Origin of the sequence: Aquincola tertiaricarbonis (assembly GCF_000969605.1) — a bacterium.
Classification (GTDB): domain Bacteria; phylum Pseudomonadota; class Gammaproteobacteria; order Burkholderiales; family Burkholderiaceae_C; genus Aquincola; species Aquincola tertiaricarbonis.
In genome coordinates, this window is the sequence record NZ_JZUE01000012.1 from 133,696 (window position 1) to 154,036 (window position 20,341).

General features: G+C 72.0%; 17 protein-coding genes. 6 read left to right on the forward strand and 11 right to left on the reverse strand.

The features are described 5' to 3' along the window. The first annotated feature begins 6 nt into the window (after window positions 1-6). Complete coding sequence (locus VO99_RS16405) at window positions 7-861, forward strand: MetQ/NlpA family ABC transporter substrate-binding protein (protein WP_046113949.1); 855 nt, start codon at window positions 7-9, stop codon at window positions 859-861. Continuing rightward, window positions 858-2,183 (forward strand): LLM class flavin-dependent oxidoreductase, encoded by a 1,326-nt coding sequence (locus VO99_RS16410; protein WP_046113950.1) that lies wholly within the window; start codon window positions 858-860, stop codon window positions 2,181-2,183. The genes VO99_RS16405 and VO99_RS16410 overlap by 4 nt, the downstream gene beginning before the upstream one ends. Here VO99_RS16410 and VO99_RS31860 read toward each other — a convergent pair. The 3 genes from VO99_RS31860 to VO99_RS16425 form a co-directional block, all read right to left on the reverse strand. Further along, on the reverse strand, window positions 2,180-3,733 hold the full coding sequence (locus VO99_RS31860; RefSeq protein WP_046113951.1) for a methyl-accepting chemotaxis protein: 1,554 nt from the start codon (window positions 3,731-3,733) through the stop codon (window positions 2,180-2,182). The genes VO99_RS16410 and VO99_RS31860 overlap by 4 nt on opposite strands. Window positions 3,734-3,800: 67 nt before the next feature. Continuing rightward, on the reverse strand, window positions 3,801-4,625 hold the full coding sequence (locus tag VO99_RS16420; RefSeq protein WP_046113952.1) for a phosphate/phosphite/phosphonate ABC transporter substrate-binding protein: 825 nt from the start codon (window positions 4,623-4,625) through the stop codon (window positions 3,801-3,803). A gap of 30 nt (window positions 4,626-4,655) precedes the next feature. Next, the gene (locus VO99_RS16425; protein ID WP_046113953.1) at window positions 4,656-5,546 is read right to left on the reverse strand and encodes a fatty acid desaturase; all 891 of its coding nucleotides are present in this window, start codon (window positions 5,544-5,546) and stop codon (window positions 4,656-4,658) included. Between the two features lie 350 nt (window positions 5,547-5,896). Here VO99_RS16425 and VO99_RS16430 point away from each other — a divergent pair, with 350 nt between their 5' ends. Then, complete coding sequence (locus VO99_RS16430; protein ID WP_046113954.1) at window positions 5,897-6,706, forward strand: class II glutamine amidotransferase; 810 nt, start codon at window positions 5,897-5,899, stop codon at window positions 6,704-6,706. 31 nt (window positions 6,707-6,737) lie between these two features. Here the strand turns inward: VO99_RS16430 and VO99_RS16435 are convergent, their stop codons facing one another. Genes VO99_RS16435 through VO99_RS16470 form a run of 8 tightly spaced genes read right to left on the reverse strand, consistent with a single transcriptional unit; the run spans window position 6,738 to window position 15,438 of the window. Further along, window positions 6,738-7,625 (reverse strand): TauD/TfdA dioxygenase family protein, encoded by an 888-nt coding sequence (locus tag VO99_RS16435; RefSeq protein WP_046113955.1) that lies wholly within the window; start codon window positions 7,623-7,625, stop codon window positions 6,738-6,740. Between the two features lie 17 nt (window positions 7,626-7,642). Then, window positions 7,643-9,400: a phosphatase PAP2 family protein gene (locus VO99_RS16440; protein ID WP_046113956.1), complete on the reverse strand. Its 1,758-nt coding sequence runs from the start codon at window positions 9,398-9,400 to the stop codon at window positions 7,643-7,645. Between the two features lie 10 nt (window positions 9,401-9,410). Then, entirely contained in the window at window positions 9,411-10,763 is a 1,353-nt protein-coding gene (locus VO99_RS16445) for an LLM class flavin-dependent oxidoreductase (RefSeq protein WP_046113957.1), read from the reverse strand. Window positions 10,764-10,797: 34 nt separating this feature from the next. After that, a complete protein-coding gene (locus tag VO99_RS16450) occupies window positions 10,798-11,556 on the reverse strand; it encodes an ABC transporter ATP-binding protein (RefSeq protein ID WP_046113958.1) in 759 nt (252 codons plus the stop codon). 29 nt (window positions 11,557-11,585) lie between these two features. Beyond that, window positions 11,586-12,371 carry an ABC transporter permease gene (locus tag VO99_RS16455; protein ID WP_046113959.1) on the reverse strand — a complete coding sequence of 262 codons (786 nt, stop codon included), beginning with the start codon at window positions 12,369-12,371 and terminating at the stop codon, window positions 11,586-11,588. Further along, window positions 12,371-13,225, reverse strand: coding sequence for an ABC transporter permease (locus tag VO99_RS16460; RefSeq protein ID WP_046113960.1), 855 nt, complete (start codon window positions 13,223-13,225; stop codon window positions 12,371-12,373). The genes VO99_RS16455 and VO99_RS16460 overlap by 1 nt, the downstream gene beginning before the upstream one ends. 4 nt (window positions 13,226-13,229) lie before the next feature. Then, window positions 13,230-14,315: an ABC transporter substrate-binding protein gene (locus tag VO99_RS16465; RefSeq protein ID WP_046113961.1), complete on the reverse strand. Its 1,086-nt coding sequence runs from the start codon at window positions 14,313-14,315 to the stop codon at window positions 13,230-13,232. A gap of 22 nt (window positions 14,316-14,337) precedes the next feature. Further along, window positions 14,338-15,438, reverse strand: a complete 1,101-nt coding sequence (locus VO99_RS16470) for an ABC transporter substrate-binding protein (RefSeq protein WP_046114055.1) — start codon at window positions 15,436-15,438, stop codon at window positions 14,338-14,340. A 149-nt stretch (window positions 15,439-15,587) separates the two neighbouring features. On the opposite strand from VO99_RS16470, the gene VO99_RS16475 reads away from it, so the two are divergent. Genes VO99_RS16475 through VO99_RS16485 form a run of 3 tightly spaced genes read left to right on the forward strand, consistent with a single transcriptional unit; the run spans window position 15,588 to window position 20,337 of the window. Beyond that, window positions 15,588-17,618: a DEAD/DEAH box helicase gene (locus VO99_RS16475; RefSeq protein WP_046113962.1), complete on the forward strand. Its 2,031-nt coding sequence runs from the start codon at window positions 15,588-15,590 to the stop codon at window positions 17,616-17,618. Window positions 17,619-17,653: 35 nt separating this feature from the next. After that, window positions 17,654-19,531, forward strand: coding sequence for an AMP-binding protein (locus VO99_RS16480; RefSeq protein WP_046114056.1), 1,878 nt, complete (start codon window positions 17,654-17,656; stop codon window positions 19,529-19,531). Then, complete coding sequence (locus VO99_RS16485; RefSeq protein WP_046113963.1) at window positions 19,528-20,337, forward strand: enoyl-CoA hydratase/isomerase family protein; 810 nt, start codon at window positions 19,528-19,530, stop codon at window positions 20,335-20,337. Before VO99_RS16480 ends, VO99_RS16485 begins: the two co-directional genes overlap by 4 nt. Window positions 20,338-20,341 lie beyond the last annotated feature (4 nt).

Genomic DNA, 20,341 nt, shown 5'->3' on the forward strand with positions numbered 1-20,341 from the left:
TACCCGATGACGCATGCCCTTGCCCTGCCCCGCCGCGCGCTGGTCGCCAGCCTGCTGGCCGCCGCGTTGCCGCTGATGGCGCAGACCGCGACGCCGACCACCGAAATCCTGCGCGTGGGCTTCATGCCCGGGCCTTACCGCGATGCCTTCCGCATCGGCATCGAGCCGCAGCTCAAGCGCCAGGGCTACGAGGTGCAGTACGTGGAGTTCAGCCAGGGCGTGCAGCCCAACGACGCGGTGGAGCGTGGGCAGATCCACGCCAACATCTTCCAGCACTCGGTGTACCTGGAGGCGAGCAACCAGCGCCAGAAGTTCGACCTGGTGCCCATCGTGCACGTGCCCACGCCGCCGATGGGCCTGTACAGCAAGCGCTGGAAGTCGCTGGCCGAGGTGCCCGACGGCGCCACCGTCACCGTGCCCTCGGACCCGGTGAACACCGCCCGCGCACTGCGCATCCTGGAAGCGGCCGGCTGGCTCACGATCAAGCCCGGCGTGGACGCGGCCAGCGTCTCGGAGCGCGACCTGGCCAGCAACCCGAAGAAGCTGAAGATCGTGCCGCTGGACGCCGCGCAGGCCCCGCGCTCGCTGGACGACGCCGACCTGGCCGCCATCCATGGCAACTTCGCGGTGGCCTATGGGCTGAAGCTCACCGAGTCGCTCAAGCTGGAGGCGATGACGCTGCCCTACGTGAACGTGGTGGCCGTCAAGCGCAGCCAGCAGAACGCGAAGTTCGCCAAGGACATCGTGGCCGCGTACCAGAGCCCGCAGTTCCAGCAGGCCTTCGAGGCCAATCCGGTGTGGAAGGGCTACCGGCTGCCCGACTACTTCAAGCCGTCCAGCGTGGCGACCGCCAAGCCATGAGCCGGCAGCTCAAGCTCGGCGCGTACTTCACCGGCTCTGCGGTGCAGGGCGACAGCTGGCGCCACCCTGCGGCGGACATCGACGCCGCCTGGAACGTGCAGCGCTACGTCTTGTATGCGCGCAAGCTGGAGGCGGCCTGCTTAGACGCCATCTTCTTCTACGACAACGTGTTCGCGGCCACCGACCCGGCCACGGTGGCGCACAGCCCGCAGGCCCCGCGCTGGGAGCCGATGGTGCTGCTGGCCGCGCTGGCCACCGCCACCGAGCGCATCGGCCTGGTGGGCTCGGTGAGCACCAGCTACAGCGAGCCCTACAACGTGGCCCGCGCCTTTGCCTCGCTCGACCACCTCAGCGGCGGCCGCGCCGGCTGGAACGTGGTGACGTCCACCGGCGGCGGCGAGAACTTCAACCTCGACGGCCACCGCGACCATGCCGACCGCTACGAACGCGCGCACGAATTCGTCGACGTGGTCACCGGCCTGTGGGACAGCTGGGCCGACGATGCCTTCCTCACCGACAAGGCCAGCGGCCGCTGGGCCGACCCGACCAGGCTGCATGTGCTGCACCACCGCGGCAAGCACTTCCAGGTGCGCGGCCCGCTGAATGCGCCGCGCCCGCTGCAGGGCTGGCCGGTGATCTCGCAGGCCGGCGCGTCGGAAGACGGCAAGGCCCTGGCCGCCCGCGTGGGCGAGATGCTCTACACCGCCGCGCAGGACATCGACGAAGCGCGCGCCTTCTATGCCGACGTGAAGCGGCGCGCCGCGGCCCACGGCCGTGCGCCGCACCAGATCCAGATCCTGCCGGGCGTGATGCCGGTGATCGGCCGCAGCCAGGCCGAAGCCGACGACAAGTGGGGTGCGCTGCTGCAGGCGCGCGATGCCGACGTGGTGCTGCGCGCGCTGGGCAGCTACGCCAGCCTGGGCATCGACCTCACGCGGCTGCCGCTGGATGCGCAGGTGGAGCTGCCCGAGCACATCCCGCTGACCAACAGCCACCAGAGCCGGCAGAAGCTGCTGGTGGACTGGATCCGCAAGGAGCGGCCGACGGTGCAGCAGCTCTACACCCGCTGGAGCGCCGGCGGCCACCGCATGCTGGTGGGCACGCCACAGGCCATCGCCGACGACTTCGAGCACTGGTTCTCCACCGGAGCGGCCGACGGCTTCAACGTGATGTTCAGCAGCACGCCCGGCGGGCTGGACGACTTCGTGCAGCTGGTGGTGCCCGAGCTGCAGCGGCGCGGCCTGTTCCGCAGCGCCTATTCGGGCCGCACGCTGCGTGAGCACCTGGGGCTGGCGCGCGTGCCGAACCGCTTCTTCGCCTAGGCCGCCACGCGGAAGCGCGCGGCCACGCCGGCCAGGCGTTGCGCCTGATCCTGCAGGCTTTGCGCCGCGGCGGCCGACTGCTCCACCAGCGCCGCGTTCTGCTGCGTCATGTGGTCCAGCTCGCTCACCGCGCGGCCGATCTCGCCGATGCCGGTGCTCTGCTCGCCCGAGGCATGGCTGATCTCGGCCACGATGCCGTTGACACGCCGTACGCTCTCCACGATCTCGGCCATCGTGCTGCCCGCGCCCTGCACCAGGCGCGCGCCCGATTCCACGCTCTGCACCGAGTCGCCGATCAGCTGCTTGATCTCCTTGGCCGCCTCGGCACTGCGCTGGGCCAGGCTGCGCACCTCACCGGCCACCACCGCAAAGCCGCGGCCCTGCTCGCCGGCGCGCGCGGCTTCCACCGCCGCGTTCAAGGCCAGGATGTTGGTCTGGAAGGCGATGCCGTCGATCACGCCGATGATGTCCGCGATCTTGCGCGAGCTGTCGCTGATGGACTGCATGGTGTTCACCACGTCGCCCACCACCGCGCCGCCCTGCTCGGCCACCTGGCAGGCCGTGCCGGCCAGTGCATTGGCCTGCGCGGCCGCCTGGGCGCTGTGCTGCACCGTGCCGGTGAGCTGCTCCATCGCGCTGGCGGTTTCCTGCAGGTTGCTCGCGGTCTGCTCGGTGCGCTGGCTCAGGTCGGTGTTGCCGGTGGCCACCTCGCGGCTGGCGGTGGCGATCGAATCGCTGGCCACCTGCACTTCGCGCACCAGCTGCGACAGCGTGCCCTGCATGGCCTGCAGCTCGTCCACCACGCCGATGACCTCGTCGCGGCCACGCGGCGCGTCAGGCTCGGGCGTCAGGTCGCCGGCAGCCACGCGGCGTGCCAGGCGCGATGCATGGTTCAGCGGCTTGAGGATGGAGGCCGTGAGCGCCCAGCCCAGCGCTGCCGAGGCCAGCATGCCCGCCAGCACGCCGGCCAGCAGCAGGCCCTGCCCGGTGCGGGCCGAGGCCACCGCCTGGTCGCGCTGCGCGGCCACCAGGTCGGCCTCGTGCCGGGCCAGCGCATCGACTGCTTCCACATAGGCACCGGCGGCCGGGCGCAGCTGGCTTTCCAGCTCCGCGGCGGTCACCTTCTCGCCGGCCGCATCGCGCTTGACCAGCGCGGTGCGCACCTCGCGGAAGCGGTCGCCGGCGCTGTCGATGTCCTTCATCAGCGCGGCCGAGCGTTCATCGTCGATCAACGATTCCAGCCGCTTGCGCAGCTCGGCCGAGCGCTTGGAGGTGCGCTTGCGGTCGGCATCCACGCGGGCGGCCAGGGCCTTGTCGTCGCTGGCCAGCAGCGCTTCGGCGCGAAAGGCGCTGATCTCCACGATGCCGTGCAGCTCGCGGGCCAGCATGGCGCGCTCCGCCGCCGCGCCGCCAAGCTGCGCGGCCGCATCGCCCAGCTGCTGCAGGCGCCAGATGCCCACGCCGGAGGCCATCGTCATCAACCCGGCCACGGCGGCCAGGCACAAGGTGAGGCGGGCACGCAGCCGGAGCTGCAGCAACAACGAAGTCATGGAGGGTCGGGGACTGCTACGACCTGTTGCTTATCGTTCGGCCGGCACCGCAACTTGAGCATCCGGCCTACAGCAGCGCCTGCGCCGGCCAGGCCTCGGCGCCCAGCGGCTCGAAGCCGTCGACCAGCAACGCCTGCCGGGCCGCGGCCAGGTGGGGTGCGGCGCAGGCCGCCTGCAGCGCACGGCGCAGCACGGCCAGCTCCTGCGGCGACGTGCCCAGCGCGGTGATGAGCGGCAGCCCCGGCGCGGATGCGGTGCGCGCCAGCACCTGCAGGCCGTGCAGCAGCGCCGGCTGGTGGCGCGCGACCAGCGCATGGGTCACGGCATCGATGGCCGCGATGTCCGCCCGGCCCTCGCGCACCGCCGCCAAGGAGGCGCGATGCGATCCGGTGAACAGCAGGCGGCCGAAGAAGGCCGGCGGCGGCAGGCCGGCCACCGACTGCACCGCCCGGCGCAGCGCCACGCCGCCCGAGAAGGAGCCGGCATCATTGACCGCCGCCACCCGGCCCGACCAGCCGGCCAGGGCCTGCAGCCCCGCGGCCGGCAAGGCTTCCCCGTCCCGCACCACCAGCAGGCTGCAGTAGCGCGTGCCTTCGCAGCCCGGCGCTGCATACCGCATCGCGCCCACCACCTGCACCTGGCCGTGCAGCGTCGTCACCAGTGGATGGCCGCAGGCCTGGCTGAGCAGCAGCCGCGGATGCAGCCAGTGGGCCGGCAGGTCCGCAGGCCAGTCGGGCGTGCCCGGCACGCCGGCCAGGCCTTCGGCCTGCAGCGCGCCGGCGATGCCCTGCCACCAGGCCTGCACCGCCTGCCGCGGCAGGTCGTACATCGGCAACGAGGCCGGGCGCGGCACCGCGCCGGCGAGGTCGGGGGTGGGCTTCACCGGCGGCATGGTCGCATGCGGGCAGGGCCGCGGCGTGCTTCAGGGCTGATGGCGGTGCACCGGCGAATCGATGGGCCGCAGCGCATGGCGGCGCAGCAGGCTGCCGTAGCCCGGCACCAGGAAGCCGCCATTGCGCACCAGCACCTCGGCCCGCCGGGCCAGGTACTCGCGACGGATGCGCCACCACGGCAGGCCGGGCTGCGCATGGTGAACCGCGTGGTAGTTGTTGTTGAGGAAGAGCCAGCGCCAGAACCAGCCGGCCTCGTTCACCACCACCCGGTGCGCTGCCTGCTCGGCGGGCCGGTGCTCGTAGAACGACCGCAGCATGGCCAGGCCCAGCGCGGGATAGCACACCCCCAGCAGGTAGTGCAGCGGGTGGATGCCGGCCTGCTGCTGCAGCAGCCACAGCAGGCCGGCCAGCAGCGCCAGGTGCTGCAGCCAGCAGCCCAGCTGCGAGAAGTCGCCGCGCAGCGGCCGGCGCAGCATGTCGGCCCAGGTCGGCAGGATGACCATGGCCGGACCCAGCAGCACCCGGCCCAGCACGGTGCGCTGCGCATGGCGCAGCCAGCGGCCGGTGCGGCCCAGGCGGGCATAGTGGTCGGCGCTCACGTAGTTGCTCTCGGGGTCGATGCCGGGCTGGGTGAGCAGCTCGTCCCGGTGGTGCGCCAGGTGGGTATCGCGGTACAGGTCGTAGGGGAACCAGGCGGCCAGTGGCAGCAGGCCCAGCCAGCGGTTGATGCGCTCGCTGCGCGTGGGGTGGCCATGCAGCAGCTCATGCTGCAGGCTCATGTGCCAGCAGCAGGCCAGCGCCAGCAGACCGCTGCCGGCCAGCGGGCCCAGCACCGGCAACGCGGCCACCGCGGCCAGCCAGGCCGCATGCACGACGACGATCAAGGCCCAGGTGGGCCATTCGATGGCGGCTGATCTCATGGCCCCCACCGTAGACACCAGCGCTTCATCGGCCAACGAATGGATGCGCGCTTGGTTATGCGCAAAGCCTGCCAACGGTCGGGCCACCGCCATATTCGGCCGCCGCATGCGGGCATGCACAAAGATTCGGCGCCAGCCGCGGCCGGGCTGGCTACGCTGCAGGCGAGACAGCAAACGGCAGAACAAGAGCGGCATGTCTCCTGGCCCCCAGCGGTGGGCGGCCTTTTCCAGGGCCCGCGCAAGCGGGCCCTTCTTTTGGCGCTCCAGCGTCCGCATGTCGATCAAAGGAAATCGCGCTTCGGTTCGCCGCGCCGCGGCCGAAGAATGGGGCACGGCTTCTCACGCGCGCCATGTGCCAACTGCTTGCGATCAACAGCAACGTGCCTACCGCGGCCACGTTTTCGTTCACCGGCTTTTCCGCGCGCGGCGGCGCCACGGACCACCATGCCGACGGCTGGGGCATGGCCTTCCACGACGGCGAGGCGCCGCGTCTGTTCCATGACGCCGGCCGCGCCTGCGATGCGCCGCTGGCCGAGTTCCTGCGCCAGCATCCGGTGCGCGCGCGCACGGTGCTGGCGCATGTGCGCAAGGCCACGCAGGGCGCGGTGGGCCTGGCCAATTGCCATCCCTTCACCCGTGAGTGGCGCGGCCGCAGCTGGGTGTTCGCGCACAACGGCGACCTGAAGGGCTTCCGCCCACCGCTGGACGGCAGCCACCTGCCGCTGGGCCAGACCGACAGCGAGCATGCGTTCTGCTGGCTGCTGCAGCGGCTGCGCCAGGCCTTCGGCGGCGGCCAGGGCCCGGCGCCGCACTGGCAGGCGCTGGCGCCGGTGCTGGCCGAACTGCTGCCGCAGGTCAGCCGCCACGGCAGCTTCAACATGCTGCTGACCGATGGCCATGCGCTGTATGCCCACGGCAGCACCCACCTGCACTGGGTGGCGCGGCAGCATCCCTTCCCGCGCGCGCGCCTGGTCGATTGCGACCTGGAGCTGGACCTGGCCGGCGCCAACGGCCCCGGCGACCGCATGGTGGTGGTGGCCACCCAGCCGCTGACCAGCACCGAGCCCTGGCAGCCCTTCCAGCCCGGCGAGCTGCAGGTCTTCGAGGCCGGCCGCAGCGTGTGGCGGCAGGCGCCGCCGGTGCTGGCGGCGGCGGCCTGAGCGGCCCGGCCCTCGCGCCGGGCCGTTCCTATCACCCCGCCTGGTGCACCCGGCTGCGCTGCCCGTCCACCGACACCGGCACGTCGCCGGCCACCGTCACCCGGCGCACCACGCGGTGCTGGTCGCCGTAGTCGTTGGTGGCGTAGTGCTGGGTGGCGCGGTTGTCCCAGATGGCCACATCGCCCTGCTGCCAGCGCCAGCGCACGGTGTTCTCCAGCCGCGTGATGTGGTTCTGGAACAGCTGGTAGAGCAGGTCGCTGTCCTGCGTGTTGTAGCCGATGAAGCGCTGGATGAAGTGGCCCGAAACCAGCGTGCGCTCGCCCGTCACCGGGTGCACCCGCACCAGCGGATGCTCGGCCTCGATGCGCTTGCGGGTGAACAACTCCTGGTACTTCTTCGCGCCATGGGCATCGGGCTCGATGCGGGTGGCGGCATAGTCGTAATGGTTGCCGTGCAGCGCCCACAGCTGGTCGGCCAGCGACTTCAGCGAGGCCGGCAGCTCGTCATAGGCCAGCGCGGTGTTGGCCCATACCGTGTCGCCGCCGTAGGCCGGGATCACCACCGCCCGCAGGATGCTGACCTGCGGATAGTCCACCTCGAAGGTGACGTCGGTGTGCCAGGAGTTGGCGCGGCCGCCGTGGCGCGAGTCCAGCTCCAGCAGCCGGGTGCCGTCCTTCGACGGCACGGTGGGGTGCTCCACCAGCTCGCCGAACAGGCGGGCGAAGGCCTCCTGCCCCGCATCGTCCAGGTGCTGCTGGCCGCGCACGAAGAGCACCTTGTGGCGGTACAGCGCCTGCCGCAGCGCGTCGAAGGTCTCGGGTGCCAGCTGGCCCGACAGCCGCAGGCCGCGCACTTCGGCGCCGATGCGGCCGGCCACCGGCACGATGTCCAGGTTCACTTGATCGATGACTGCACTCATGGTTCTCCTCCTGGGGTTCAGATGACGACGCGGGTGCCGTCGAAGCGGGTGAAGGCGAAGCCTTCGAACGGTTCGCGGAAGGTGGCCTTCTGCTCGCGCAGCAGGCTGATGACGAGGTTCTCGCCCTGGGCATACGAGGCCGCCGCGTCGGAGCGCCAGTGGATGCCCGCGGCGGTGCGGCCGGAGCCGTAGTTCAGCGCCAGCTTGTTCAGCTCGCCGCCCAACGTGAGCGGCGGGCCGGCGTAGGGCACCAGCCGCGTGGGGTCCGCGGGGTCGGGCTGCACCGGGTTGGGAATGACCAGGCTTTCGTCGTAGAAGGCCTTGAGCAGCGTGACCGTGACGGCGCCGATGATGGCCGCGCCGCCGGGATACGACGAGTGGATGGGTGCGCCTTCCGGGTACACCTGCGGCAGCAGGAAGCTGCCGTTGCGCGCACGGCTGCGCTCCAGCGCCTGCGAGCCGAGAAAGGCTTCGTGGATCGGGTAATCGGCCACGCCGCCCGCCAGCCGGTGCTGCACCAGGCCGCCGAAAGCCTCGGGCCGCAGGATGCGCTGCTCATACCACTTCTGGTAGTAGTTGACGCGGATGCCCAGCGAGCTGGCCAGCGATATCAGCGACTGGAAATAGGCCGCCCCGAAGGTGCCCGAGGCACCGCCCTGCGTCTTCGAGCGCAGGTACGGATTGCCCGGCGCCAGCGTGTTCTGCGAAGCGGGGAAGATGCCGCCGAACGATGGGTCGGCCGCCGAGGCCGCGGTGGAAAGCAGCTGGTTGGCGATGACGCCGAAGGCCGCGGCCGAGTGCACATAGGCCGCCAGGTCGCGGGTGCTGCTGATGTAGCGGCGCTGGTTGTCGTAGGCGATGCGGGCCTTGGGCGACTGGCCGTTCTGGATGGCCAGCCAGTCGTCGTACTGGGTGAGGAATTCATTGGCCGGCGTGTAGCTGCGGATGCGGGCCGACAGCGCCTGCGAGCCCAGCGGCACGTCGCGCAGCAGGAACTGCGAGACATAGGGCCCGTCGGTCACGCCGGGCGGCGTGGCCCAGCGGCCGGTGCGTCCGCTGGCGTCGCGCTCGTCCACGTACAGCACCGCGCCGCGCAGCAGGGTTTGCGGCGTCACGCGGCCGCCGACCTTCGGGCCCTGGAAGTCGGGCGCGCGGCTCAGCTCGGCGGCCGCGGCCAGCACGTCGCGGTGCTGCGTGCCGTCGTGGAACTCGTTGAAGGGCACGTCGCGCAGCAGCGCGGCCCAGTAGATCTCGATGGCCTCGCTGGCGCGCTGGGCGCTGGCCAGCGCGGGCGCCGGCGGCAGCGCGAACTGCGAGGCGTTCAGGCCGTCCAGGCTCACCGCCAGCGTGCCCACCGGATTGAGCAGCTTGCGCGTGCCGCCCAGCGGGATCTTCTCGAAGTCGGCCGGGTCGCGGCTGGCGAAGGCCGCGGTGGCCAGGCGCCAGGCTTGCGGATCGACCTCGCCGCGCGCGTTGTGCGGCAGGCCGCGGCTGTCGGAGCCGATGCGGTTGGCATAGCGCGCCTCGTCGCCGTTGGTGGGATGCGGCGGCACCGGCTGCTCGGCCGCGGCGCGGGCCAGCGCACTGCGCACCTCGAAGGCGCGGCGGCGGAACTGCTCGTCGTAAGGCAGGCGGTCGGGCAGGTCGGCGGGTGCGGCTGGCGGCGCGCTGCCGCCGGCGGTCTGGGCGGAGGCAGGCAGCAGGCTGCCGGCGGCCAGGCCGGCACTGGCCTGCACCAGGAAGCCGCGGCGGGTGGCGGATGGGGATGCGCTCATGGGGGCTCCTTCAGGCGGCCTGTGCGGCCACGGTGGCGTAACGGCTGGCGGGGCGCTGCAACCCCAGGTTCTCGCGCAGCGTGCGGCCTTCGTAGGCGGTGCGGAACAGGCCGCGGCGCTGCAGCTCGGGCACCACCAGGTCGACGAATTCATCGAGCGACTGCGGCAGCACCGGCGGCATCACGTTGAAGCCGTCGGCCGCGCCGTTCTCGAACCACTGCTGCATCTGGTCGACGATCTGCACCGGCGTGCCCACCACCACCCAGTGGCCGCGGGCGCCGGCCAGGTATTCGTACAGCTGGCGCACGGTGAAGCGCTCTCGCCGCGCCAGCTCGATCACCACGTGCGCGCGGCTGTTCACGCCCTTGGGCGGCTCGGGGTAGTAGGGCGGCGGCGCGTCCAGGTCCCAGCGGGCCAGGTCGTCGTTCGGCCAGAAGGGCTGCAGCGTGTTCAGCCCCACCGCGGGGTGGATCAGCGCCTGCAGCTCGGCCCACTTCTCGCGCGCCTCCTCCTCGGTGCGGCCGATCACCGGCGAGATGCCGGGCAGCACCAGCAGTTGCTCCGGCCGGCGTCCGTACTTGGCCATGCGGCCCTTCACGTCCGCGTAGAAGGCCTGCGCCTCGGCCAGGCTGGTCCAGGCGGTGAAGATGGCCTCTGCGGTGGCCGCGGCCAGCTCCTTGCCGTCCTCCGACGAGCCGGCCTGCACGATCACCGGATGGCCTTGCGGGGGACGCTCGATGTTGAGCGGGCCCTCCACCTTGAAGTGCTTGCCGACGTGGTTCAGCGCATGCAGCTTGCGCGGGTCGAAGTACACGCCCGAGGCGGCGTCGCGCACGAAGGCATCGTCCTCGAAGCTGTCCCACAGGCCCTTGACCACCTCGACGAACTCGTGCGCCCGGGCATAACGTGCGGCGGGGTCGGGGTGCGCGGCCAGGCCGAAGTTGCCATGCACGTTGTCGGCGCTGGTGGTCACCACGTTCCAGGCCGCGCGGCCCTTGCTGATGTGGTCCAGCGAGGCGAACTTGCGCGCCAGCAGGTAGGGGTCTTCGTAGGTGGTGCTGGCGGTGGCCACGAAGCCGATGTGCCGGGTCACCTGCGACAGCGCAGCCCACAGCGTCACCGGCTCGAAGTAGGAGACGCGGCCCTGCCGGCTCAGCGATTCGTCGTCGCCCTTGTGGCGTTGGCCGGGGCTGTCGGCCACGAACACCTGGTCGAACAGGCCGCGCTCGGCGGTCTGCGCCACCTGCACGTAGTGGTCGATGTTGATGCCCGAATCGATCTGCGATCCGGGGTGCCGCCAGGCGGCCACATGGTGGCCGGTGGCCATGATGAAGGCGCCGAGGCGCATCTGCTTGCGGGTCATGAACGGTCCTCCTTCCAGAGATGGGCGCGGCGCTTCAGGCCGCGCCGGCGAATTCGGCGAGCACGCCTTCCTTGGCCTGCGTGAAGGCGGTACTCAGGCGGTCGCGCGGGAAGCTCAAGGGCACCGGCACCGTGCGGCGGATGCGGCCCGGCCGCGGCTCCATCACCACCACCTTCTGGCCCAGGTACACCGCCTCTTCCACGTCGTGGGTGACGAGGATCATCGTGATGCCCTCGGCCTGCCAGATGCGGTGCAGCTCCTGCTGCAGGTGCGCGCGGGTGATGGCGTCCAGCGCGCCGAAGGGCTCGTCCAGCAGCAGCACCTCGGGCCGGCTGACCAGCGCCCGCGCAATGGCAACGCGCTGCGACATGCCGCCGCTGAGCTGGTGCGGATGCGCCTTCTCGAAGCCGGTGAGCCCCACCAGCGCGATGTGCTCGCGCACCGCGCGGGCCTTGTCGGCCTCGGGCAGCTCGGCGTTGAGCAGGCCCAGCGCGATGTTCTGCTCCACGTTGAGCCAGGGGAACAGCCGGTGCTCCTGGAACACGATGCCGCGGTCGAGGCTGGTGCCCACGATGCGGCGGCCGTCCAGCAGCACCTCGCCCTGGTAGTCGGCCTCCAGGCCCACGATCAGGCGCAGCAGCGTGCTCTTGCCGCAGCCGCTGCTGCCCACGATGCTCACGAACTCGCCCGGGTTGACGGTGAGGGTGATGTTCTGCAGCACCGGCAGGGGCTGGCCCTCGACCTCGAACTGCTTGCTCAGGTTGCCGATGTGCAGCGTGCCCGCATGCGCCATGTGTTTGCTCCTTGGATGGGTAGTGCGGTTCAGAACTGCGCGACCGAGCGGCCGCGCCAGGCCAGCGCACGCGCCTCGATGCGGCTGGCGATCCAGTTGAGGGCGAAGCCCACCGCGCCCACCACGATCACGCCGAACAGCACCAGGTCCATCCAGAAGTGCTCGCGGCCGTCGATCATGGTGTTGCCGATGCCCTGGCCCGAGACCAGCAGGTACTCCGCGCCCAGCGTGGCCAGCCAGGCGTAGATCAGCGCCAGGTGGATGCCGGCGAAGATCGACGGCGAGGCCGAAGGCAGGATCAGCAGCCGCCAGGTCTGCCGGCGGTTGAACTTCAGGACACGCGCCACCTCCAGCAGGTCGGCCGGCACGCTGCGGATGCCCTCGTAGGTGTTGAGCACCACCGGGAAGAAGGCGGCCAGCGACAGGAAGGCCACCTTGGCCGCATCGCCCAGGCCGAACCACACCGACAGCAGCGGAATCCACGCGAACAGCGAGATCTGCTTGAGCGTGTGGAAGCTCGGCCCCAGCAGCCGGTCCGCCAGGCGCGAGGCCCCCAGCAGGGCGCCGAACGACAACCCGGCCGTGCTGCCGATCGCAAAGCCGATGAGGTCGCGGCGCAGGCTGGCGCCGAGTGCGGCGGACAGCTTGCCGCTGCTCACCTGCTCCACCGCCGTGGCCCACACCTTCTCGGGCGGCACCAGCAGCGGCGAGGTGGTCCATCCCCAGCGTGTGGCCAGCCACCAGGCCGCCAGCAGCAGCGCCGGCAGCACCCAGCCGCGCACGGCCTTCGGCACGATCACGAGGCGGCGCGCCATCACAGGCCCGCCTTGCGCCAGCCGAGCAGGCGCTGCTCGGCCACGGCCAGCAGCTTGTCGAGCGACCAGCCCACCGCGCCCACCACCACCACGGCGGCCAGCACCACGTCGAGCTGGAAGAGCTGGCGGCCGAACACGATCATGTAGCCCAGGCCTTCGCTGGAGGCCAGCAGCTCCACCACCACCAGCGCCAGCCACGCGTGAGTGAGGCCGTAGCGCACGCCGTTCCAGATGGGCGCCAGCGCGGCCGGGAACACCACCTTGCGCAGCATCTGCCAGCGGGTGAAGCGCAGCACCCGCGCCACCTCGATGTAGCGGGTGGGCACGCCCTGGATGCCCTTGTAGGTGTTGAGCGCGATCGGTACCAGCGCGGCCTTGCTGATGAGGATGATCTTCAGCGCCTCGTCGATGCCCACCAGCAGCATCAGCAGCGGCAGCCAGCCCAGCACCGGCACCTGGCTGAAGGCCTTGAAGGTGGGATAGAGGTAGTCCTTCACCGTGGGCGACAGGCCCATCGCCACGCCCAGCGCCAGCCCGCCGGCCAGGCCGAGCGCGAAGCCGCCCAGCACCCGCAGCAGGCTCACCTGCAGGTGGGCCCACAGCTCGCCGCTGCGCGCGGCTTCCAGGAAGGTGGCGGCCACCGCCTCGGGCGAAGGCAGCACCTGCGGCGCGATCCATTCGTTGCGCGCGGCCAGCCACCACAGCGCCAGCACCGCCAGCGGCACGGGCCAGGCCAGCAGCCAGCGGCCGATGCGGCCCGGCGCCGCCGAAGGACGCCACGGTGCGGCGCCAGTGCGCGGCCGGGCGGCCACGGCGGGGGCCCGTTCCAGGCCGATGTGCAGGGGTTGTTCCATCGCTTCAGGCTCCCAGTGCCTTGCCGTCGGCCTGGTACACCGGCCAGTAGTTCTGCAGCCCTTGCTGGCGCAGCGCGGTGTCCAGCCAGCGGGTGTCGATCCACTGCGCCACGTCGAAGCGCTTGCGCGTGAGCTTGAAGCGGTAGGCCTGCGCCTCCGCGTCCTTGTAGCGGGCCACCAGGAAGGGGTCGAAGTTGGGGTTCAGCCGCACGCGCAGCGGCTCGCCTGCGTAGTCCTCCTTCCAGTGCTCGTAGGGCGTGCCGGCGCGCGCCCACAGGCGCAGCACCTCCTCGCGGTTGGCTTCGTCGGAGGCCCAGCGCGCGGTGCGCACCGCTGCGTCGATCAGCCGCTGCACCCGCTGCGGATGCGCCGCGGCATAGGCCTCGGTCACCAGCACATGGCTTTGCCGCGTGAACACCGGCGAATCGCCCTTGCTGGCATACAGCACCCGCACCTGGCCCTTGTCGCGCAGCCGCAGGATGTCCATCGCGCCGATGGCGGCATCGATGTCCTTGGTGGACAGCGCGGCCAGGTAGCCCGCGGTGTCCAGGTTGAGGATCTTCAGGTCCTTCTCGGCCAGGCCATGCGCTTCCAGCAGCCGCAGCGCGGGCAGGTGCATGTTGGTGCCGCGGAACAGCGAGACCCGCTTGCCGCGCAGGTCGGCCACCGTCTTCAGCGGCGAATCGGGCGGCACGCCGATGTAGATGTTGCTGCGCACGCCGGTGGCGAAGATCAGCTGCGTCTTCAGGCCCGCGGACTTCGCCACGATGGCCGGCAGGTCGCCCTGGAAGGCGAAGTCGAGCTGGCCGGTGGTCAGCGCCTCGTTCACCGCCGGGCCGGCGCCCTTGAAGAACAGCCACTCCACCTTCACGCCGTCGGCCTGCAGCGCCTCGTCGATCCAGCCCTTGGCATGGGCGATGGCCATCGAGCTGCCGGCCACGCTGGGCGGCTGGCCCACCGCGGGCTGGGCCACGCCGATGCGCAAGATGGGCGCCGACTGGGCCAGGGCGGGCAGGCCGAGCAAGGCCGCGGCCTGGGCCACCGCACCGGCGGCCGCATGCTTCAACGCGGAGCGTCGTGTGAGCTTCATGGGGAGGGTCCTGCGTGTGGGGTCAGCGGGCGGCAGCCAGCTTGCTGCCGATGAGTTCGCCATCGGCGCCGTACTCGGGCCAGTAGCCTTCGAGCTTCAGTTCCTTCAGCGCGGCGTCCAGCCAGCGGCGGTCGAACCAGCTGTCGATCTCAGGTTGGCTGCGGGTAAGCTTTAGCGCATGGGCCTGCGCCGCCGCGTCCTTGTAGCGGGCCACCAGGAAGGGATCGAGCAGCGGCGACAGGCGCACCCGCAGCGGCTGGCCGATGAAGTCCTCGCGCCAGAAGCGCTCGGGCAGCTCGGCCTGGCCCCACTGCGCGAACAACTCGCTGCGCTGCTGTTCATCCGAATAGACCTTGGCCGCCTTCACCAGCGTGGTGACCACGCGCTGCACGACCTGCGGCTGGCGCTGCGCGAAGTCGTCGGTGACCAGCAGCACCGTCTGCCGTGTGAAGCGGTAGCTGTCCTGCGCGGCCGACCACACCACCTTGGCCGCGCCCTTCTCACGCAGCGAGAACAGCTCCACGTAGCCGAAGGCGGCGTCGATGTCGCGCGTGGCCAGCGCGGCCTGGGCGCTGGCGGTGTCCAGGTTGATGAGCTTGAGGTCGCTTTCCTTGATGCCCTTGGCCGCCAGCGCGCGCACCGCGGCCAGGTGCAGGTTGGTGCCCTTGAACACCGCCACCCGCTTGCCCTTCAGGTCCTCCAGCCGGGTGACGGAGGAGTCGGGCGGCACGCCCAGGTAGAGGCCGTTGCGCACGCCGCTGCCGGCGATGATCCGCGTCTTCACGCCGCCGGCGCGGTGCACGATGCTGGGCAGGTCGCCCTGCCAGGCGAAGTCGAGCTGCCTGTTCACCAGCGCCTCGTTCACCGCCGGGCCGGCGCCCTTGAAGAAGATCCACTGCACCTGGATGCCGTCGCGCTCGAACTCCTCTTCCAGCAGGCCCTGCGCATTGACGATGCCGGTGGTGGAGCCGCCGGTGCGCGGTGGCGCGCCCACGCCGCCGGTGGCCACGCCGATGCGCACGGTGGTGGGCTTCGGCCCCGGGTTCTGCGCCTGCGCGGCCAACGTGAAGACGGCCAGCAGCAGGGTGGCCAGGCCCAGGCCCAGCCAGCGTTGCAAGGTCATGATCGGCATCCCTGTGCGTCGATGAGGTGGATGCACGATAGGCAGCTTGCCTAGACAGGTGAACCTCTGATTTCGAGTTTGGTTATGCAATGCCGCGTGGCTTGCTACAGTGCCGCCCCTTCCTTCGCCCGCCTGCCTTCGCACCTGCCATGAGCCTTGCCGACCTGCGCGCCGCCATCGAGGCCGAGCTGGCGGCCACGCCCGAGTTCTACGACTTCAAGGTGCTGCGCAGCCAGCGCGATGGCGCGCTGTGGCGGGTGACGCTGGAGCCGGGCTATGTGTATGCCGAAGGCCAGCGGCCCGGCGCCGCATCGGCACAGGCCCTGCTGGACGACAGCCTGGACGGCGCCGCCGCCTGGTGGGGCGCGCCGGCCAAGGGCGGGGCCAGCGTGCTGGCCGTGCTGGCCGAGGACGACCAGCTGGTGCTGCAGAACGCCACCACGCCGCCGCCGGGGCCGGACCTGCTGATCCGCCTGTATCCCACGCGCTTTCTCAAGGCGGTGGCCGATGCCTGGTGGGATACGCCCTGGGCCGAGCAGGCGCTGGGCACGCTGCCCGACCTGGCGCAGCCGCCCGCGGTGCCCGATGCACCCGCGCTGACCGGCGCCCCCTTCCGCTGGCTGCGGCCGGCGCAGCGGCAGGCGCTGCAGCTGCTGCGGCACGGCAGCAGCTTCCTGTGGGGTCCGCCGGGCACCGGCAAGACGACCACGCTGGGCGTGCTGCTGGCCGAATACCTGGATGCCCGGCCGCAGGCGAAGGTGCTGCTGCTGTCCACCACCAACCAGGCGGTGGACCTGGCCACGCTGGCGGTGGACAAGGCGCTGGACAAGGGCCGCCGCGGCCAGTGGCGGGCCGGCGTGCAGCGGCTGGGCACCCGCTTCGATGCGGCAGCCTATGCCGGGCGCGAGCACCTCATCCCCACCGACGACCATGACCTGATCGGCCGCCTGGCGCGGGCCGAGGCGGCCCGCCCATCGGCCCGCGACGCCGCGGCGCTGAAGGCCTGGGCCGACCGCGTGGCAGCGCTGCGCGACGAGCTGCGCAGCGCCTCGCTGCAGGTGCTGCGCCGCTGCCGGCTGGCCAGCATGACCACCACCCGCGCCGCATTCACGCTGAAGACGCTGCGCGAGCTATCGGCCGACGGCAGCCCGCCCTTCGACCTGCTGGTGTTCGACGAGGCCAGCCAGGTGAGCCTGGCCCATGCGCTGGCGCTGATGCCGCTGGGCCGCAGCCGGCTGTTCGCGGGCGATCCGCAGCAGCTGTCGCCGGTGCTGCGCAGCACCGATGCCGCCGCCCGCCGCTGGCTGGGCCGCTCGCCCTTTGCGCAGATGCCGGCGCGTGGCGGCTCGGTGGCGCTGCTGGATGAACAGTCGCGCATGGCGGGCCCGGTGTGCGCGCTGGTCAGCGACCTGTTCTACGACGGCGCGCTGCGCGTGGCCGCCGATGCGCAGGCCTCGCCCGCGTGGCAGGCGGCACGGCAGCGGGCGCTGGGCGAGCACATCGGCGCCGAGGTGCATGTGCATGTGCACCGCATCGCCTCCGATGGCGCCTGGTCGGCCGCCGAGCGCGGGCCGGTGCGGCGTGAATCGGCGGAGGCCATCGCACGGCTGGTGGCGCAGGCGCTGGCCAGCGGCCAGTGGCAGCCGCAGGAGCTGATCGTGCTCACGCCGTTCCGCGCGCAGCGGGCCTTGATCCGCCGCCGCCTGGCCGCCCATGGCGTGGGCGAGGCGGTGAAGGTGAGCACGGTGCACCGGGCCCAGGGCAGCGAGGCGCCGGTGGTGCTGTTCGACCCCGCCGACGGCGCCCAGCCCTTCCTGCAGACGGAGGAGGCGCGCCGGCTGCTGAACGTGGCGCTGAGCCGCGCCCAGGCCAAGGTGGTGGTGATGCTGTCGGCGGCCGATGCGGCCAACCCGCTGCTGGCGACCATCCTGCACAAGCTGCGGCTGGCCGACGACCCGCGCCCCGCACAGCCGCTGGAGCTGCTGGCCGGCCGGCCGGGCTTTCCCGCCAATGCGCTGGGCCTGCGGGTGCAGGCTGGCCGCCACACCGGCGAGGTGGTGCGCATCAGCCCCGATGGCCGGCAGCTGTGGCTGGTGAACGAGCGCAGCGGCGCCGAGCAGCTGTTCGATGCCGGCTTCTGGCGCGCCCGGGCCGCCGCATCGCGTCCACCTTCCGGATGACAGCCGCGGGGCGGGCCGCGCAGTACCGTGCCGGCATGCATGCCCCGCCGTTGCCGCCCCTGCCGCCCCTGCCGCGCATCGCCACGCTGGCCGACGTCCGCCGCGTGGAGCAGCAGCCCTACCGGCAGTTCATGCCGCATGCCACGGTGCAGGCGGGGCTGGAGGCCGCGGCGCAGCGGCACGGCGGGCGCGTCGCGATCACCAGCATCGACGAGCCCGACCTGCGGGCCACACCGCGGCGCTGGACCTACCAGGCCCTGCTGCAGGACATCCGCCGCGCGGCCAACCTGTTCCATGCGCTGGGCGATGGCCGGCCGCCGCGCATCGCGCTGATGCTGCCGCCCACGGCCGAGGGGCACATCGCGCTGTGGGGCGCGGAGGCGGCCGGCACCGCCTGCCCCATCAACTACCAGCTGGGGCCGGGCCACATCGCCGAGCTGCTGCGGGCCTGCGGCGCCCAGCTGCTGGTGGCGCTGGGCCCGGCGCCCGACCTGGACATCTGGCCGCAGGTGGACCGCATCCGCGCCGCCTGCCCCGGCCTGCGCCATGTGCTGGCGGTGCCGGCCGGACCCGGCCTGCCGCTGCCGCCGGGCGTGCGCAACCTGCTGCAGGAGATGCAGGCCCATCGGGCCGATGCGCTGGACTCCGACACCCCGGCCACGCCGCTGGCCGCGCTGTTCCACACCGGCGGCACCACCGGCGCGCCCAAGCTGGCGCAGCACAGCCATGCCAACCAGCTGCATGCGGCCTGGGGCGCTGCCTGCATGTTCGGCACCAACGAGCACGACGTGGTGCTCAGCGGTTTCCCGATGTTCCACGTGGCCGGCTCCTTCGTGTATGGCCTGTCCACGCTGCTGTCGGGCGGCGAGCTGGTGCTGCCCACGCGGCTGGGCCTGCGCAATGCCGCTTTCATGGCGCGGTATGCGGAGTTCGTGCAGCAGCACCGCGTCACCTTCCTGGCCGCAGTGCCCACGGTGATGGCCAGCCTGCTGTCGCTGGACCTGCCCACCGGCCTGCTGGGCGGCGTGCGCGGCCTGCTCACCGGCGGCTCGCCGCTGCCCAACGAGCTGGCGGCGGCCTTCGAGGCGCGGCACGGCATCCCGGTGCGCAACATCCTCGGCATGACGGAAAGCGCCGGCGTCATCAGCATCGAGCCGCTGGCCGGCCCGCGCACGCCGGGCTCCTGCGGCCTGCCGCTGCCCTATACGCAGGTACAGGTGCAGCGGGAGGACGGCACGCCGGCCGCGCCCGGCCAGCCCGGTGTGCTGCGGGTGCGCGGGCCCAACGTGAGCCCCGGCTATACCGATGCGGCCCGCGATGCCGGCACCTTCGAGGCCGACGGCTGGCTGGTGAGCGGCGACATCGGCCATGTGGACGAGGCCGGCCGCCTCTTCGTCACCGGCCGCGCCAAGGACGTGATCATCCGCGGCGCCCACAACATCGACCCCGGCCTGATCGAGAGCGCGTTGCTGCGCCACCCGGCGGTGCTGATGGCCGCCGCGGTCGGCCAGCCCGATGCCTACGCGGGCGAGTTGCCGGTGGCCTTCGTCTCGCTCAAGCCCGGCGCGCAGCTCGATGCGCAGAGCCTGGCCGCCTTCGCCGCACCGCACATCGCCGAGCGGCCGGCCATGCCCAAGCGCATCGACATCCTGCCCGGCATCCCGGTCACGGCGGTGGGCAAGGTGTACAAGCCGGCACTGCGGGTGCTGGCCACCCAGCGCACCATCGACGAGCAGCTGGCTGCCGCCGGCATCACGCCCGCGCAGGCGCGGGCCGAGGTGCGCGACGAGGCCGGCGGCCTGTGCGTGTGCTTCCACCTGCACGATGAAGCCGCCGCGCCCGCGCTGCACATGCTGATGAAACCCTTCGCCCTGCGCTACCAGCTGCTGCCCGCGGCGGCCGCCACCCCATGAACCTGCCTATACAAGTGGCGGCGCACGGCGCCGTGCTGTGCATCACCCTGCACCATCCGGCGCGGCGCAATGCGCTCACGCCCGAGATGCTGTGCCGCCTGGCCGATGCGGTGGTGGCCTTCGCGGCGGACGATGCGCTGCGGGTGGCGGTGATCACCGGCAGCGGCGACCAGGCCTTCTGCGCCGGCGGCGATCTGTCGCGCACGCTGCCCCTGCTGACCGGCGCCCGCCCGCCCGAGGACGACTGGGACCGCCGCGTGCTGCAGGAGCCGCAGGTGATGGCCGCTTCCGGCCTGCGCGACCATCCGCTGCACAAGCCGGTGATCGCCGCCCTCAACGGCAGCTGCATGGCCGCCGGCTTCGAGCTGATGCTGGGCACCGACATCCGCATCGCGGCCGAGCATGCGCTGTTCGGCCTGCCCGAGGTGCAGCGCGGGCTGCTGCCGTTCGCCGGCTCGATGGCGCGGCTGCCGCGGCAGGTGCCGCAGGCGCTGGCGATGGAGCTGCTGCTCACCGGCGAGCCCATCGACGCCGCCACCGCGCTGCGCATCGGGCTGGTGAACCGGGTGCTTCCCGGCCCGCAGGTGCTGCCCGCCGCGATGGCGATGGCCGAGCGCATCGCGGCCAACGGCCCGCTGGCGGTGCAGGCGGTCAAGCGCACGGTGCTGGGCGCCAGCGGCCAGCCGCTGGCGCAGGCTTATGCGCTGGAGGACGAGGCCAGGCGCCTGGTGCTGGCCAGCGACGATGCCCGCGAGGGCCCGCGTGCCTTCATCGAGAAGCGGCCGCCGCGCTACACCGGGCGCTGACCGG

Bases quoted from the DNA above. Each gene is read 5' to 3' on its own strand.
- VO99_RS16405 (WP_046113949.1), top strand. From the start codon at position 7: ATGACGCATGCCCTTGCCCTGCCCCGCCGCGCGCTGGTCGCCAGCCTG.
- VO99_RS16410 (WP_046113950.1), top strand. From the start codon at position 858: ATGAGCCGGCAGCTCAAGCTCGGCGCGTACTTCACCGGCTCTGCGGTG.
- VO99_RS31860 (WP_046113951.1), bottom strand. From the start codon at position 3,733: ATGACTTCGTTGTTGCTGCAGCTCCGGCTGCGTGCCCGCCTCACCTTG.
- VO99_RS16420 (WP_046113952.1), bottom strand. From the start codon at position 4,625: ATGCCGCCGGTGAAGCCCACCCCCGACCTCGCCGGCGCGGTGCCGCGC.
- VO99_RS16425 (WP_046113953.1), bottom strand. From the start codon at position 5,546: ATGAGATCAGCCGCCATCGAATGGCCCACCTGGGCCTTGATCGTCGTC.
- VO99_RS16430 (WP_046113954.1), top strand. From the start codon at position 5,897: ATGTGCCAACTGCTTGCGATCAACAGCAACGTGCCTACCGCGGCCACG.
- VO99_RS16435 (WP_046113955.1), bottom strand. From the start codon at position 7,625: ATGAGTGCAGTCATCGATCAAGTGAACCTGGACATCGTGCCGGTGGCC.
- VO99_RS16440 (WP_046113956.1), bottom strand. From the start codon at position 9,400: ATGAGCGCATCCCCATCCGCCACCCGCCGCGGCTTCCTGGTGCAGGCC.
- VO99_RS16445 (WP_046113957.1), bottom strand. From the start codon at position 10,763: ATGACCCGCAAGCAGATGCGCCTCGGCGCCTTCATCATGGCCACCGGC.
- VO99_RS16450 (WP_046113958.1), bottom strand. From the start codon at position 11,556: ATGGCGCATGCGGGCACGCTGCACATCGGCAACCTGAGCAAGCAGTTC.
- VO99_RS16455 (WP_046113959.1), bottom strand. From the start codon at position 12,371: ATGGCGCGCCGCCTCGTGATCGTGCCGAAGGCCGTGCGCGGCTGGGTG.
- VO99_RS16460 (WP_046113960.1), bottom strand. From the start codon at position 13,225: ATGGAACAACCCCTGCACATCGGCCTGGAACGGGCCCCCGCCGTGGCC.
- VO99_RS16465 (WP_046113961.1), bottom strand. From the start codon at position 14,315: ATGAAGCTCACACGACGCTCCGCGTTGAAGCATGCGGCCGCCGGTGCG.
- VO99_RS16470 (WP_046114055.1), bottom strand. From the start codon at position 15,438: ATGACCTTGCAACGCTGGCTGGGCCTGGGCCTGGCCACCCTGCTGCTG.
- VO99_RS16475 (WP_046113962.1), top strand. From the start codon at position 15,588: ATGAGCCTTGCCGACCTGCGCGCCGCCATCGAGGCCGAGCTGGCGGCC.
- VO99_RS16480 (WP_046114056.1), top strand. From the start codon at position 17,654: ATGCATGCCCCGCCGTTGCCGCCCCTGCCGCCCCTGCCGCGCATCGCC.
- VO99_RS16485 (WP_046113963.1), top strand. From the start codon at position 19,528: ATGAACCTGCCTATACAAGTGGCGGCGCACGGCGCCGTGCTGTGCATC.